Genomic DNA, 15,124 nt, shown 5'->3' with positions numbered 1-15,124 from the left:
CCCCCCGCCTCCAAAGCCCGGCCGGGGCCGCCGGTCCCGGTGTCACCGGGGGCCACCGGCCGTCTTCACGTTCTCGTCACGAGGCCCGTGCGACACTGGCAACGTGACCGAGAACCTGAGTCCCCGCGAGCCCGTGACGTCCCCGACCGTGGCCTCCGCCGCGGCGGCGGCGCGCACGGCAGCGGCAGGTTCCGCACCGGCTCCGGCAGGAACGCGGCTCGACCCGTGGTTCGGCTCGTACGCCGACCGCGCCCACGGGATGCGCGCCTCCGAGATCCGCGCCCTCTTCGCCGTCGCCAACCGCCCCGAGGTCGTGTCCCTCGCCGGGGGCATGCCCTACCTCAAGGGCCTGCCGCTCGACACCATCGCGGCGTCGGTCGCCGAGCTGATCGCGACCCACGGCGCCAGCGCCCTGCAGTACGGCAGCGGCCAGGGCGACGAGACGCTCCGAGAGCAGATCATCGAGGTCATGCGCCTCGAGGGCGTGTCCGCGCACCCCGACGACGTGGTCGTCACCACCGGCTCCCAGCAGGCCCTCGACCTTGTGACGCGGATCTTCGTCAACCCGGGCGACGTCGTCGTGGCCGAGGCGCCGTCGTACGTCGGCGCGCTCGGCGTGTTCCGCGGGTACCAGGCGGAGATCGTCCACTCCCCCATCGACGAGCACGGCCTCATCCCCGAGGTGCTGGAGGAGACGCTGACCCGGCTCGAGGCGGCGGGCAAGTCGGTCAAGCTGCTGTATCTCATCCCGAACTTCCACAACCCGGGCGGGGTGTCGATCTCCCTCGAGCGTCGGCCCCGCATCGTCGACATCGCGCAGCGACACGGTGTGCTCGTGCTCGAGGACAACCCGTATGGCCTGCTCGGGTTCGACGGCGAGACCCTCCCGGCACTCCAGTCGTACCACCCCGACGGCGTCGTCTACCTCGGCTCGTTCTCCAAGACGTTCGCGCCCGGGTACCGCGTCGGCTGGGCCGTGGCCCCGCACGCGGTGCGCGAGAAGCTCGTCCTCGCCTCGGAGGCGGCGATCCTCTGCCCGTCGAACGCGTCGCAGATGGCGATCTCCACCTACCTGTCGACGTGCGACTGGCAGGGCCAGGTCAAGCAGTTCCGCGAGCTGTACCGCGAACGGCGCGACGCGATGGTCGGCGCCCTCGCCGAGCACCTCCCGTCCGCGTCCTGGACGGTTCCCGCCGGCGGCTTCTACACGTGGGTCCGCCTGCCCGACGGGCTCGACGCGAAGGACATGCTGCCCCGCGCCGTGACCGCACGCGTCGCGTACGTCCCCGGTACCGCGTTCTACGCGGACGGGTCGGGCGCCGACCACATGCGCCTCTCGTTCTGCTACCCCACGCCCGACCAGATCCGCGAGGGCGTCCGGCGGCTCGCGGGCGTCGTCTCGAACGAGCTCGACCTCGCGACGATCTTCGGCACGGGCGCTCCCGCCGGTGACCGGCAGGGCGCCAGGGCGGACCACACCCCGCCCGACGTGCAGGGGCCCGGTCCCGACCTGGCGTGACCGTCCGGCCGCGGCCCGTCGGCGCTGCCGTCGGCTCGTCGCGACGCGCCTGCACCATCCCCGCTCTGATCCAGCCCCACCGACCCGGGAGCACGCCGTGACGTCCCCCACCAGCAGCCGCTCCTCCGACGACCTTCGCGCCGTCGTCCTCGCCGGGGGGCTCTCACACGAGCGTGAGGTCTCCGTCCGCTCGGGACGGCGCGTGGCCGACGCGCTGCGCGCCGGCGGGATCGACGTCGTCGTGCACGACGTCGACGCCGACCTCGTGCCCACCCTTCACGACGTCGCGCCGGACGTCGTCTGGCCGCTGCTCCATGGCGCGACGGGCGAGGACGGCTCGGTCCGGGAGATCCTCGACCTGCTCGACCTGCCCTATGTGGGCACCGGCCCGGGCAGCAGCCGAGTCGCGTGGAACAAGGAGATCGCCAAGGGCGTCGTCTCAGCGGCCGGGATCGCGACGCCCGACTCGGTGACCCTGCAGCAGGACCTGTTCCGCGAGCTCGGCGCCGGCGCCGTCATGGACGCGCTCGTCGCACGCATCGGCCTCCCGCTCGTGGTCAAGCCGTCCCGGGGGGGCTCCGCCCTCGGGGTCAGCGTCGTCGACTCGCGCGGCGACCTCGCGCGCGCCCTCGTCGCCTCCTACGCCTACGGCGAGGCGGCGCTCGTCGAGCGGGCGATCGCCGGCACCGAGGTCGCTGTCAGCATCGTCGAGACCGACGACGGACCCCTCGCCCTCCCCGCGGTCGAGATCGTCACGGACGGGCCCTATGACTACGACGCGCGGTACAACCCGGGGCGCAGCCAGTACTTCACGCCCGCCCGGCTGGACCCGGCCACGTCGGAACGGGTGTCCTCCGCTGCGGTCACCGCCTTTCGCGAGCTCGGCCTGCGTCACCTCGGTCGGGTCGACCTGATCGTCGACGAGGACGGCGTCCCCCACTTCCTCGAGACCAACGTGGCACCCGGGATGACCGAGACCTCGCTGTTCCCGCAGGCCGTGCTCGCTTCCGGGACGACGCTCGCCGCGACCTACCGGGACATCGTCGAGCGCGCCGCGCGTCCGCGCTGAGGCGCAGACTGTCGACGCTCCGTCGTCCGCCTGCCGGCCCCGACACGAAGGCGCGGCGCCCGTCGTGGGACGGGCGCCGCGCCTTCTTCGTGCTGGTCCGGTCAGTTCCGCAGCAGGCCCGGATCCTCCGGCGCCATCACGTCGAGGATCCTGTTGAGGTCCTCGACCGAGCCGAACTCGATCGTCACGCGGCCCTTCGACTTGCCCAGGTCGACCTTGACGCGAGTCTCGAACCGGTCGGAGAGACGCGAGGCGAGGGCGTCGACGGCCTCGCTCCGCTGGCCCGCACGCGGGCGGTGCGCGGCCGGCTTCTCGTCGCCGACGCCCAGCGCCACGATCTCCTCCGTCGCGCGGACGGAGAGCCCTTCGGAAACGATCCGCTGTGCGAGGCGTTCGATCGCCGCGCCGTCGGACAGGCCCAGCAGTGCCCGGGCGTGCCCGGCCGACAGCACCCCCGCGGCTACCCGCCGCTGGACGAGCGGGGGAAGGCGCAACAGCCGCAGCGTGTTCGAGATCTGCGGACGGGACCGGGAGATCCGGAGTGCCAGCTCGTCGTGCGTACACCCGAAGTCGTCGAGCAGCTGGCGGTAGGCCGCCGCCTCCTCGAGCGGGTTCAGCGCCGACCGGTGGAGGTTCTCGAGCAGGGCGTCGCGGAGCAGGTCCTCGTCGTCCGTCACCCGAATGATCGCCGGGATCGAATCCAGGCCCGCCGCCTGCGTCGCTCGCCAGCGGCGCTCGCCCATGATGAGCTCGTAGTGTCCGGGTTCGTCCGGTTGTGGCCGGACCACGACCGGCTGCAGGACGCCGATCTCCTTGATCGACCCGACGAGCTCGTCCAGCTCCCCCTCGTCGAAGACTGTTCGGGGCTGGCGCGGGTTCGGGCGGATGCTCGCCACCGGCAGCTCGGCGAACGACGCGCCGGGGACCGGCACGAGTCCGTCGTCGGAGTCGCCGGCGCTGTCTGCCGACGACGACCGGGGCTCCGTCGGTGCGTGGACTGCTTCCTGCTCGGCCGTCGGCTCGGCGATCTCGGCCTCGTCCGATGCCTCGGCGCGACCGGCCGCGCCGACTGAACCGTCCCGCTCGGCGATCCCCGCGTCGGCGTTGCCGCTCGCCTCCGGTGCTGCGTCCGGCCGGACCTCGTCCTCGGTAGCCGCCGGCCCGCCGGTCGCGACGTACTCGGTCGTCGGCTCCGCGGGTCCGTCGGCCGCGGGAGACGAGGTCGTCGGCTCGCCGGGGACATCCGTGTCACCCGGACCCGCCTGTGCGCCCTCGTCGGGATCGGACGACTCCGCGACCGCCTCGGCCGGACTCGTCGGCGTCGTCTCTTCGTCAACGGAGTCGGTCGCTGTTTCACGTGAAACGTCGGGCACCGGCGCGTCGGCGGTCGGCGCTTCCTCCGGCCGATCGATCGTCGCGACGCTGGTCTCTTGCGCACCAGCCGTGGGCGACGCCGGGAAGAAGACGTCCACGGGACGTTCGCCCTCCGAGCTCGTGGGGATCAGGGCGCCAAGTCCACGCCCCAGCCCACGGCGACGTTCCTTCATGTCAGCTCACCTGCTCTTCCTGAGGGGCGCGGTCTGCGCCGACGGTCACGGGCCCGCGCTCGGAGAGCTCCCGGGCGGCCTCGAGGTAGGCGAGGGCGCCCGACGAGCTCGGATCGTAGGTCACCACGGACTGCCCGTAGCTGGGCGCCTCCGAGATGCGCACGGAACGGGGCACCGTGGTGCGGAGGGTCTGCTCGGCGAAGTGCTCCCGCACCTCGCTCGCCACCTGCTGCGCGAGGTTGGTCCGAGCGTCGTACATCGTGAGCAGGATCGTCGAGACGTGAAGCTCCGGATTCAAGTGCGACTGGATGAGGCCGATGGTCTTCAAGAGCTGCGTCAGGCCCTCGAGCGCGTAGTACTCGCACTGGATGGGGATCAGCACCTCCCGTCCCACCACGAAGGCATTGACCGTGAGGAGCCCCAGGCTGGGCGGGCAGTCGACAAGGACGTAGTCGATGCGCGGCTGTCCTTCGTGCTCGCGCTCCGCCATGTACGCGTCCAGCGCGCGACGGAGGCGTGTTTCACGTGAAACGACGGAGACCAGCTCGATCTCCGCTCCCGACAGATCGATCGTGGCGGGCACACACCACAGTGTCTCGATGTCGGGGCACTGCTGCACGACCTCGGAGATAGGCGCGTCCTCGATCAGCACCTCGTAGATCGACGGCGTCCCGGCGCGGTGCTCGATCCCGAGCGCCGTCGATGCGTTTCCCTGGGGATCGTTGTCGATGACCAGCACGTGGAGCCCAGCCTTCGCCAGCGCGGCGGCCAGGTTCACCGTCGTGGTCGTCTTGCCGACGCCGCCCTTCTGGTTGGCCACCGTGATCACGCGGGTGCGGTCGGGACGTGGGTACGTGCGCCCCTCGAGCTCGATACGCCGGCGAACGTCCCGAGCCAGCTCCGCCGCGAGGGGCGTCGAGTCGTCGGCGTCCGGAACCGCGGCGAGTAGTTCCGCGCGGTTGTCGGGCGCCGTGACGAGCGTCAGCGGAGCATCGAGCGCAGTCATACCGCCCGCGTTGTCCCCAGCAGTGGAAAGCTCGATAGCCGCGGAATCTTGCGGATCGTCAGCCGCTTCAGCTCCGAGATCCACAGGCGCCTGTGGATACTCAACCGCCGCTGAGACCGCCGCCGCGTCAGTGTCCTCCGGCACCGCGGCCGGGCCTGGATTCTCTTTCAAAGGCGATCCTTCGTCTCCGTCACGATCCGCGATCGTGGTCCCCGCTGCATGCTGAGCGGCGCCGTCTGAACGCGCCTCGTCGGCGTCCTCACTGTGCTGGGCAGCCTCCGTGACAGGCGCGTCCGAGTCGATCGTGAGGTCACCACGTTCTGTTGACAGCTCCACCGGGTGACCATCGGAGCCCTGCTCTCCCGCGGGCTGCGTCGGCGTATCGACTGCAACGGCCACCGAGGTTTCACGTGAAACGACTTCCTGCCCGACGTCGTTGACGGGCCCGGCCGGGCCTTGCGCAGACTGGACGGGAGCCGCCGACTCGACCGCCTCAGGGGTCGGTGAGCTCGGTGCCTCGTGCCGCGAGAATCGTGAGAACCATCCGCCGGAACCACCCCGTGGCATTCCGCTGTCACCGCCCTTGTCGTCTGGCATCGCTGCTCGTTCGCCCCCGGTCGACCGTACAGGTCATCGCCCCAGTTTCGGCCGAGCCACGCGCACCACCACCGTCTCCTCCACCGCCTCGATGGTCGACGCCCGCAGCACCTCCGGCTCCCCCGCCCCGAACTTTCGAAGGACCTTGCGTGCTGCAGGGAGCTCTTGGTCGACGTTGCGACCCTTGAGCACCACGAGCTCACCGCCGCGGCGCACCAGCGGGAGCGCCATCCGCGCGAGCTTGTCGAGCGCCGCGACCGCTCGCGCGGTGACCGCATCGGCCTCGAAGGCGCCGTGGAACTCCTCCGCTCGTCCACGCTTGATCTCGACGTTGTCCAGCTCGAGCGCGTCGCGGATCTCTGCCAGCCAGGCGCACCGTCGCTCCATCGGCTCAACCAACAACACCTCCGCTTCGGGAAGCATCGCAGCAATCACGACGCCGGGTAGTCCGGCGCCCGAGCCGAGGTCGGCGATCGTCCCCCGCGGAGGGAGGTACGGAACGACGGCCGCCGAGTTGTAGATGTGGCGAGACCAGATTCGATCGATCTCGCGCGGGCCGATCAGCCCTCGCGTCTCGCCCTCGTCGGCAAGTCGTTGCGTGAAGCGAGCCACGGCAGCGTAGGCGTCGCCGAAGTAAGCAGGCGCCGCGTCGCGTGCCGCCGTTTCACGTGAAACATCGTCCGGGCTCGGGTGCTGGCCCTCAGCCATCGACGGAGCTCCGGCCGCGGTCGACGGGGGATGGCTGCTGGACCTCGGACACCGGGTGTGCGCTCACCGGCTCATCATTCCCTACCCGGGTGCCGCGGTGCACACCGTGCCCGCCCGGTGCGTGCGCGGGCGCCTCACCGGATCGGTTCCCGTGCTTCTCCCCGCCTTCAAGCGGGCCGATGACGGCCCGGCCACGCGGGTCCCCATGCCCGTTCCACCTGTTGACAGATCCGATGCGACGCCCTCATCTCCGCCTCTCTCCGATCCACGCGTGCAGCGCCAGTCCCGAACCCGCCGTGCCGGGCCCGTGCGGTCAATCCGTCTGGTCCCTACCGCACGTCGACGGCCAGCCCAGGTCACCGAGCCGCTGCCTTGGATTGCGGGCCTTCCGTACCCGCGCGACCGTCGCGCCGGTGGCGCGCCTCGCGGGCGCGCACCCACCGCGACATCGCTGCGATGACTCCCTGGGAGCCCAGCGGAGACTGCGCTCCCGGCCGGTCCGCACGCGCTGGCCGATGGCTGTCGCGCCGTGCCACGGACACCGTTCCGTGAACCCACCGCCGCCACACACCAGGACGCACCGATCACGAGCGCCGGGAGCCCTCTCACACGAGACCGTCATCGGGCGCCACAGCGGGCGCCGGCATCTGTCCCGTCCGACCCGCAGAAGGTCGCGCCCACGCACGGCGGCGCCGGGTTTCACGTGAAACATGCGCTCCGGTCCTCACCGTGCCGGCTTGGTCGTCCCGTCGAGCCGTCCCCCTCGTCGGCCGACGGCCACCGGGCCGACCGCGGTGGCGCGGCGTGAGCTCATCGGCCCAAGGCGGCGTCTTTCGCGACACCGGGACACGGCCTGGAGCGACGCCGACGGACCCGCCAGGATTCCCCGACCTGCCCTTCCTGCCCATGTGCGCCTGCGCCAACGGCCCCCGCAGGGGTGGGGCGGTGAAACCCCAGTGGGCACGTGGCTGACCATCTGCGTGCGCCACCACCACGCGCGACACTCGAGCGGCGGTCCGTCTGGGCCCGCAGCGCGGTCCACCGCCTACCCGCCGTGCGTCGCCGACGGTTCCCCGGAGGTGGTACGCCGGGGAGACAGGACGCCAAAACCCGCCACGGAAACGTGGACGCCGACGGATCAGTCAGCCTGCGTTTCACGTGAAACAGGCCGGACGCAGGGGGCGTCGACCACGCCAGCGCCAGCGCCCGACCCCCGAGCACGACGACCAGCCACGGACGCCTACCTCGGGACTCGTCGATGGCGCCAACGTGGCACGGGCACACGTTCCCGCGTGTCGACGCACACTCCGGAGATGCAGACAGGGCGGCCAGCCGTTTCCGGCTGGCCGCCCTGTGCGGTGGTTCGCGCAATCAGGCGGGCAGGACCACCACGTAACGCTCGGGCTCCACGCCACGCGAGTCGCTCGTCAGGCCGGCGGCGGAGACCTGGTCGTGGACCACCTTCCGCTCGAAGGCGTTGAGGGGGGCCAGAGCGAGCTCCTTGCCCGACTCCTGAACGCTCGCGATCGCGTCGGCGGCGATCGCCATCAGCTCGGTACGACGCCCCGCCCGAAAGCCGGCGACGTCGAGCATCAGCCGGCTCCGCTCGCCCGTGCGAGTCTGCACGGCCAGGCGGGTGAGCTCCTGGAGCGCTTCCAAGACCTCGCCCTGGTCCCCGGCGAGGTGGCGGAGCGCGGCGGGGTCCTCGGCGACGATCTCCACCGCCGCGCGGTCGTTCTCGACGTCGATCTCGATGTCGCCGTCGAGGTCGGCGATGTCGAGCAGCTCCTCGAGGTAGTCGGCGGCGATCTCGCCCTCCTCCTCCAGGCGCTTGGTCGGGGCCGGCTCGGCCGGGTGCGTCTCGGAGGACGTCATGGGTTTCTCCTTAGGTACACGCTGGTGGCTGCGGTGCGGCACTGCACCGCGGCGGCCTGGAACGCACGAGCGCCTGGAAGCGGCGCCGGCTGCCTATCGCTTCTTGCGCTTCTTGCCCGAACCAGGGCCGGCCGGGCGCTGCTGCCCCGCCCCGCCGGGGGAGCCGGACTTGCCGCCCTGTACGCCGCCGGCGGGCCGCGCGCTCGACCCGTTGCCGGCCTTGCTCCCACGGGACGCCGAAGTCGCGGCCGGCGTGGTGTCCGCCGCCGGCTCGGCGGAGGCGGTCGACGGCTCAGCCTTCGCGACCGACGCCGCCGGCTTCGCCGGGCCCTTGGTGCGGTCCTTGCGCTTGGGCTGCTGACGCTGGCCACGCGGCGCCTCGATGATCAGCGGCTCCTCGGGGATGATCCCCTTGGCGCGGTCCCGCGCGGCCTTCTTCTCCTTGTAGATGCGCTCGGCCTCCGAGCCCGGCGCCGGCATGCGCTTGATCGTGTAGAACTGCTGGCCCATCGACCACAGGTTCGTCGTGGTCCAGTAGACGAGGACGCCGATCGGGAAGTTGATGCCCGAGATCGCGAAGATCACCGGGTAGCCCCAGAGCATGAGCTTCTGGGTCTGGGCCATCGGGCCCTGGAGCGCCGACGCCGGCATGTTCTTCATCGTGAGCTGGCGTTGCGTGAAGAACGTCGTGGCGCACATGGCGACGATCAGGACCGCCGCAGCGATCTTGGCCTCGCTCGTCCCCGCAGTCCGGAACACGTCGGAGAGCTGGGCTCCGAAGATCTGGGAGGTCTCGATGTCGTGCGCGACGGCCGCGTTGATCGGCCCGATCGCGTCCTTCTTGCCGTCCGCGATCTGCGGCAGGTGGTTGAGCACGCGGAACAGCGCGAAGAAGATCGGCGACTGCAGCAGGATCGGCAGGCACGAGGCGAAGGGGTTGGTGCCGTGCTTGCGGTAGAGCGCCATGGTCTCGCGGGACAGCGCCTCGCGGGACGCGGGGTCGCTCTTGCCCTTGTACTTCTTCTGGATCGCCTGCAGCTCGGGCTGCATCATCTGCATGCCGCGCGACGCCCTGATCTGCCGGAAGAACAGCGGGATCAGGATGATCCGGATGACGATCACCAGGCCGACGATCGACAGAACCCACGCAAAGCTGGGTCCATCGGAAAAACCGATATGAGTCAGGACCCAGTGGCAGGCGTACATGATCCATGCCACCGCCCACTCGATGGGCTGGAGGATCGTGTCGAACATCGTGGTCAGAGCTCCCTGTATGGGGGGTTCCCGTGGTGCGGCATCAGGCTGCCGTACCGGTCAGGTGGTGGTGGTCGTGGTCCTGGCGCTCGTGCAGCGTCGGCGAGCGCCACTCCCCGAGCGGCGGCACGTCGTCGACGCCGCCCTTGCTCCAGGGGTTGCAGCGCAGCAGCCGCCAGGCCGCCAGGAGGGTTCCCTTGAGGATCCCGTGGCGCTCGAGCGCCGTGACGGCATAGCTCGAGCACGACGGGTAGTACTTGCACGTCGCCGGTCGCATCGGCGAGACGATCCGCTGGTACCAGCGGATCGGCGCGATGAGCACGCGGCGCGGGAGCGTCCTCGCGAGGCTCATCGGGAGACCTTTCGCTGCGCGGAGCGCACGGCGCCGACGAGGTCGTCGGAGAGCGCGGCGAAGCCCGCCTCTGCGGCAGACGGGAGTGCCCGCACCACGACGGCGGAGCCGGACGGAAGCATGCCGACGACCGGAAGCGACGCGGCCCGGAGGCGGCGCTTCACGAGGTTACGGGTCACGGCGTTCCCTACGGCCTTGGATACGACGAAGCCGACCCTGGTAGGCCCGCCCCCGGATCCGGGAGCGAGATGGACCACCAAGGTCGACCGTCCCGCGCGGACCCCCGTCCGTACGGTTCCGCTGAACTCCTGCGGACGACGGAGGCGGTGCGCTGCGGGCAGCACCGTCGAAGGTCAGGCGGAGAGCTCGGCGCGGCCCTTGCGGCGACGGGCGGCGAGGATGGCACGCCCGGCGCGGGTACGCATGCGCAGGCGGAAACCGTGGGTCTTCGCACGGCGGCGGTTGTTCGGCTGGAAGGTGCGCTTGCTCACGGGGCTCTCCAAGAACGTCGGGAGTGCGTCCCCGACAACGCCGGGGATCGCGGTGGTACACGTCTGTTGCTCCGGGACTCGCGTCGTGTTCACCACACAACCGGGGCACGCGCGACGCGGGGTGCGCGGCACGCCAAGAAAGCCCAGAACGGCTGTCCCACGCTACGTCACGCCGAAGGCTCGGGTCAAACCCGGGTCGGGCGCATGCGGGCGGGCCGCAGACCGCGCCGAGCCGCCGACGGCATCCGTCCACACCTGGGGACGACGGGCGGCCCGCCGCGGGCTCGCCATCCACATGTCCTGTGGAAATCCTCGTCCGCCCAGGTCGGAGCAGTCTCGTCCCGGCTGCTCTCGGCGGTGTCCTCCCAGCGTTTGCGGAACGTCCACGCGGCGTCCACCGTAGTGTGAACGACTCCGCCCCGTTTCCCACAAGCTGTGGACAACTATGTGGACAGCGATCCTCCGTGGCAGACTGAACCAGCCCCGCGAGCGGTCCGGTGCGCTCTCCTCCGACTCCGGGACGGGCCCCTTACCGACGGCAGCACAGGGACGTCCCGCCATCACGGAGGACGCCCCGGCCAGTCCCATCCCGTCGTCCCGAAGGATCCCGACCGTGCCGAACGAGCAAGCCACCATCGCCACGGTCTGGTCCGCGGCTCGAGCGCAGCTCGAGAACGACCCCGACGTCACCCCCCGCCAGCGCGGCTACGTCCGGCTGGTGGCGCCTCTCGCCCACATCGACGACACCGTCTTCCTCAAGGTCTCGGACGAGCCGATCCGGTCGTTCATCGAGACGAACCTGCGAGCCGACCTCGTCGGGGCCCTCGCGGGCGTCCTCGGCTACGAGCCCAAGCTTGCGATCTCGGTCGACCCCGACCTCCAGCTCGACGAGGCCGACGACCCGTCCGCAGAGGGCTTCGCGCGGACCCCCGCCGACCTCGACGGCGGACCGGTCGGGGCCGGGTCCCACGCCGCGTTCGCGTCCAACGTCCCCCTGCCGGAATCGATGGGCGGCGCGCCGGGCGGGCTCCGGTCGGCGCAGCACGCACCGCGGCACGCGGAGCCCGTGCCGCTCGGCGAGAGCAGCCGGCTCAACCCCAAGTACGTGTTCGAGACCTTCGTGATCGGCGCGTCCAACCGGTTCGCGCACGCGGCCGCGGTCGCGGTCGCCGAGGCCCCCGCCAAGGCGTACAACCCGCTCTTCATCTACGGCGACTCCGGGCTGGGCAAGACCCACCTGCTCCACGCCATCGGCCACTACGCGCAGAGCCTCTACCCGAACGTCCGCGTCCGGTACGTGAACTCCGAGGAGTTCACGAACGACTTCATCAACTCGATCGGTGAGGGCAAGGCAGGGGCCTTCCAGCGCCGCTACCGCGACGTGGACGTCCTCCTCATCGACGACATCCAGTTCCTGCAGGGCAAGGAGCAGACGATGGAGGAGTTCTTCCATACGTTCAACGCTCTGCACAACGCCAACAAGCAGGTCGTGATCACGTCCGACCTGCCGCCCAAGCAGCTCAACGGCTTCGAGGACCGGCTCCGGTCCCGGTTCGAGTGGGGCCTCATCACCGACGTCCAGCCGCCGGACCTCGAGACGCGCATCGCGATCCTCCGCAAGAAGGCGCTCCAGGAGCGCCTCGACGCCCCCGACGACGTGCTCGAGTACATCGCGAGCCGGATCTCGACGAACATCCGCGAGCTCGAGGGCGCCCTCATCCGCGTCACGGCGTTCGCGAACCTCAACCGCCAGCCTGTCGACCAGTCGCTCGCGGAGATCGTCCTCAAGGACCTGATCACGGACGACGACGCCGGCGAGATCACGGCCGCCAGCGTCATCGCCCAGACGGCTGCCTACTTCGGGCTCACCATCGACGACCTGTGCGGCAGCTCGCGCTCGCGCGTGCTCGTGACGGCGCGCCAGATCGCCATGTACCTGTGCCGCGAGCTCACCGACCTCTCGCTGCCGAAGATCGGCCAGCAGTTCGGCGGCCGCGACCACACGACGGTCATGCACGCGAACCGCAAGATCAGCGAGCAGATGGCCGAGCGCCGGTCCATCTACAACCAGGTCACCGAGCTGACGAGCAGGATCAAGCAGCAGCATCGCGGCTGACGAGCGTTTTGTCCCGCTTCGATGTTGTTCACACTTGTGCACAAGCCTGTGGACGAGTGTGGAGGACCGCCCTTCTCCGTGTGGACCAGGATGCTTCCGCGGTGGACACCATGTGCACGCGGATCCGCCGTCCCCACGCACTGCGAGTTGTCGACATCCGGTCCACCTCGCTGTCCACAGCGGTGGACAACCTCTGACCTGCGATGAAGGCCGTCGTCCACAGACTGCACAAGGGCTATGACGACGACGAGACTTCTCTCCCCCGGGCCGCCATGCGCCGTCAGGACGTGCGGCGGTGCCGAGCGACTCGTCCTGCCCGTGAACGGACCCTCCTGCCGCTGTTCCGTCCAGGCACCGATCGGCTGACGCCGTCGGTCGGGTCGCGTAGGGTGCTTCCAGGAATCGCGCGCCCGACCGGACCACGGTGGGCACCGCGATGCAGGACTGGTACCGAACAGGGAGTGGCATGAAGTTCCGGGTCGAGCGTGACGTCCTCGCCGAAGCCGTCACATGGACCGCGCGGACGCTGCCGACGCGCCCTCCGGCCCCCGTCCTCGCGGGCGTCCTGCTGGACGCGGACGCGAGCGGCGTGCTCAGCCTCGCGAGCTTCGACTACGAGGTCTCGGCGCGGTCCCAGGTGCCGGCGGACGTGTCCGAGCCCGGCCGAGCGCTGGTCTCCGGTCGGCTGCTCGCCGAGATCTCCCGCGCGCTCCCCAACAAGCCCGTGGACGTCGTCCTCGAGGGCTCCAAGATCACGATGACCTGCGGAGCCAGCCGGTTCACCCTGCTGACCATGCCGGTCGAGGACTACCCCGCGCTCCCCGCGATGCCGGAGACGTCGGGCACCGTGTCGGGCGACGACCTCACGCACGCCGTCGCGCAGGTGAGCGTCGCTGCCAGCCGCGACGACACGCTCCCGCTGCTCACCGGCGTCCGCGTGGAGATCGAGGGCGAGAAGGTCACGCTGCTCGCCACGGACCGCTACCGGCTCGCCCTCAAGGAGCTGACCTGGAAGCCGGCGTGGCCCGACCTCTCGACGGTCGCCCTCGTGCGCGCCCGGACACTCTCGGACGTGGCGAAGTCGCTCGGCGCGTCGGGGGACGTCGATGTCGCCCTCTCGACGGGCCAGGGCGTCGACCTGATCGGCTTCGAGGCCGGAGGACGCCGGACGACCTCGCTGCTGGTCGACGGCGACTACCCGCCCGTCCGCCGTCTGTTCCCGGACGAGACCCCGATCCACGCGGTCGTGGCCACGCAGCCGCTGATCGACGCCGCCAAGCGCGTGGCACTCGTCGCGGAGCGCAACACCGCGATCCGCCTGTCGTTCACCGACGGTCAGGTCGTCCTCGACGCGGGCCAGGGTGACGACGCGCAGGCGTCGGAGGCCCTCGAGGCGAAGCTGGAGGGCGAGGACATCTCGGTGGCGTTCAACCCCCAGTTCCTCCTCGACGGCTTGGGAGCCCTCGGAACCGACTTCGTCCGGTTCGGCTTCACGCACCCGAACAAGCCGGTGGAGTTCACCGGCCAAGACTCGCTCGACGGGGTCGGCCGCGCCGACTACCGCTACCTCCTCGTCCCGATCCGCTTCGCGAGCTGACCGCCGGCGGACCGGACGGACGAACCGACCACCGACCTACGATCACGCCCGGACCGATGCGGCCGAGCAGGAACGGAAGCGATCATGGAACCCGTCCGCCACCTCGGCCTCGTCGGACTCGGCCGGATGGGCGCCGGCATGCGGGAGCGGCTCCGTCGCTCCGGCCTTACGGTGACCGGCTACGACCGGAACCCCGACGTCTCCGACGTCGCGTCGCTCGCTGACCTCGTCGCCGCGCTCCCCGAGGGTGGTCGGGCGGTGTGGGTCATGGTGCCCGCAGGCGCGGTCACCGAGAGCGTGATCGACGAGCTCGCGGGCCTGCTCGGGCCCGGTGACGTCGTCGTCGACGGCGGGAACTCCCGGTACACGGACGACCAGCTCCATGCCGCATCGCTCGCCGAGCACGGGATCGGCTACGTCGACGTCGGCGTGTCGGGCGGCGTGTGGGGGCTCGAGAACGGCTACGCGCTCATGGCGGGCGGCGACGAGGCCCACGTGCAGGCGCTGCTGCCGGTCTTCGACGCGCTGCGACCGGAGGGCCCGCGCGAGGAGAGCTTCGTCCACGCCGGCAAGGTCGGCGCCGGGCACTACGCCAAGATGGTCCACAACGGCATCGAGTACGGCGTCATGCAGGCCTACGCCGAGGGGTACGAGCTCCTCGAGGCCAAGGACATCGTCACGGACGTGCCCGGCACGCTGCGGGCCTGGAGCCGCGGCACGGTGATCCGCTCCTGGCTCCTCGACCTGCTGGTCAAGGCCCTCGACGAGGACCCGGAGCTCGCCGAGATCGACGACTGGGTCGACGACTCGGGCGAGGGGCGCTGGACCGTCGACGAGGCGATCGAGAACGCCGTCCCCCTGCCCGTCATCACGGCCGCGCTGTTCGCCCGGTTCGCCTCGCGCCAGCCGGACTCGCCGGCCCTCAAGGCCGTCGCGGCGCTGCGCCAGCAGTTCGGCGGCCATGCGGTCAAGCCGGCAGGCTCGTGACCCGCG

At 70.9% G+C, this 15,124-nt stretch carries 13 protein-coding genes; 5 read left to right on the top strand and 8 right to left on the bottom strand.

What is annotated here, in order from left to right; genetic code table 11:
• The first annotated feature begins 148 nt into the window (after window positions 1–148).
• Together ACLQ14_RS00945 and ACLQ14_RS00940 are read left to right on the top strand one after the other, a co-directional pair.
• Window positions 149–1,519, top strand: coding sequence for a PLP-dependent aminotransferase family protein (locus ACLQ14_RS00945; protein ID WP_425810174.1), 1,371 nt, complete (start codon window positions 149–151; stop codon window positions 1,517–1,519).
• Between the two features lie 97 nt (window positions 1,520–1,616).
• Window positions 1,617–2,588, top strand: coding sequence for a D-alanine--D-alanine ligase family protein (locus tag ACLQ14_RS00940; RefSeq protein WP_425808923.1), 972 nt, complete (start codon window positions 1,617–1,619; stop codon window positions 2,586–2,588).
• 101 nt (window positions 2,589–2,689) lie between these two features.
• Here the strand turns inward: ACLQ14_RS00940 and ACLQ14_RS00935 are convergent, their stop codons facing one another.
• The 8 genes from ACLQ14_RS00935 to rpmH all read right to left on the bottom strand — a co-directional run bounded on the left by ACLQ14_RS00935 (window position 2,690) and on the right by rpmH (window position 10,418).
• A complete protein-coding gene (locus ACLQ14_RS00935; RefSeq protein WP_425808921.1) occupies window positions 2,690–4,135 on the bottom strand; it encodes a ParB/RepB/Spo0J family partition protein in 1,446 nt (481 codons plus the stop codon).
• A gap of 1 nt (window position 4,136) precedes the next feature.
• Window positions 4,137–5,738, bottom strand: coding sequence for an AAA family ATPase (locus ACLQ14_RS00930; RefSeq protein ID WP_425808919.1), 1,602 nt, complete (start codon window positions 5,736–5,738; stop codon window positions 4,137–4,139).
• A gap of 33 nt (window positions 5,739–5,771) precedes the next feature.
• The gene (gene rsmG, locus ACLQ14_RS00925) at window positions 5,772–6,446 is read right to left on the bottom strand and encodes a 16S rRNA (guanine(527)-N(7))-methyltransferase RsmG (protein ID WP_425808917.1); all 675 of its coding nucleotides are present in this window, start codon (window positions 6,444–6,446) and stop codon (window positions 5,772–5,774) included.
• Window positions 6,447–7,817: 1,371 nt separating this feature from the next.
• Window positions 7,818–8,321 carry a protein jag gene (locus tag ACLQ14_RS00920; protein ID WP_425808915.1) on the bottom strand — a complete coding sequence of 168 codons (504 nt, stop codon included), beginning with the start codon at window positions 8,319–8,321 and terminating at the stop codon, window positions 7,818–7,820.
• A 93-nt stretch (window positions 8,322–8,414) separates the two neighbouring features.
• The gene (gene yidC, locus ACLQ14_RS00915; RefSeq protein ID WP_425810172.1) at window positions 8,415–9,596 is read right to left on the bottom strand and encodes a membrane protein insertase YidC; all 1,182 of its coding nucleotides are present in this window, start codon (window positions 9,594–9,596) and stop codon (window positions 8,415–8,417) included.
• 22 nt (window positions 9,597–9,618) lie between these two features.
• Window positions 9,619–9,927, bottom strand: a complete 309-nt coding sequence (yidD, locus tag ACLQ14_RS00910) for a membrane protein insertion efficiency factor YidD (RefSeq protein ID WP_425808913.1) — start codon at window positions 9,925–9,927, stop codon at window positions 9,619–9,621.
• On the bottom strand, window positions 9,924–10,271 hold the full coding sequence (gene rnpA / locus ACLQ14_RS00905) for a ribonuclease P protein component (protein ID WP_425808911.1): 348 nt from the start codon (window positions 10,269–10,271) through the stop codon (window positions 9,924–9,926). The genes yidD and rnpA overlap by 4 nt, the downstream gene beginning before the upstream one ends.
• Before the next feature lie 9 nt (window positions 10,272–10,280).
• Window positions 10,281–10,418, bottom strand: a complete 138-nt coding sequence (gene rpmH / locus ACLQ14_RS00900; protein WP_010849920.1) for a 50S ribosomal protein L34 — start codon at window positions 10,416–10,418, stop codon at window positions 10,281–10,283.
• A gap of 613 nt (window positions 10,419–11,031) precedes the next feature.
• On the opposite strand from rpmH, the gene dnaA reads away from it, so the two are divergent.
• From dnaA to gnd, 3 genes are all read left to right on the top strand, one after another.
• Window positions 11,032–12,534, top strand: a complete 1,503-nt coding sequence (gene dnaA / locus ACLQ14_RS00895; protein ID WP_425808906.1) for a chromosomal replication initiator protein DnaA — start codon at window positions 11,032–11,034, stop codon at window positions 12,532–12,534.
• A 466-nt stretch (window positions 12,535–13,000) separates the two neighbouring features.
• Window positions 13,001–14,131 carry a DNA polymerase III subunit beta gene (gene dnaN, locus ACLQ14_RS00890; protein WP_425808904.1) on the top strand — a complete coding sequence of 377 codons (1,131 nt, stop codon included), beginning with the start codon at window positions 13,001–13,003 and terminating at the stop codon, window positions 14,129–14,131.
• An 84-nt stretch (window positions 14,132–14,215) separates the two neighbouring features.
• On the top strand, window positions 14,216–15,118 hold the full coding sequence (gnd, locus tag ACLQ14_RS00885) for a phosphogluconate dehydrogenase (NAD(+)-dependent, decarboxylating) (RefSeq protein WP_425808902.1): 903 nt from the start codon (window positions 14,216–14,218) through the stop codon (window positions 15,116–15,118).
• The last annotated feature ends 6 nt before the right edge of the window (window positions 15,119–15,124 follow it).

Origin of the sequence: Luteimicrobium sp. DT211, assembly GCF_049844995.1 — a bacterium.
Classification (GTDB): domain Bacteria; phylum Actinomycetota; class Actinomycetes; order Actinomycetales; family Cellulomonadaceae; genus Luteimicrobium.
Note: the sequence above shows the minus strand (reverse complement) of the source record. Positions and strands in the feature narration are given on the sequence as shown.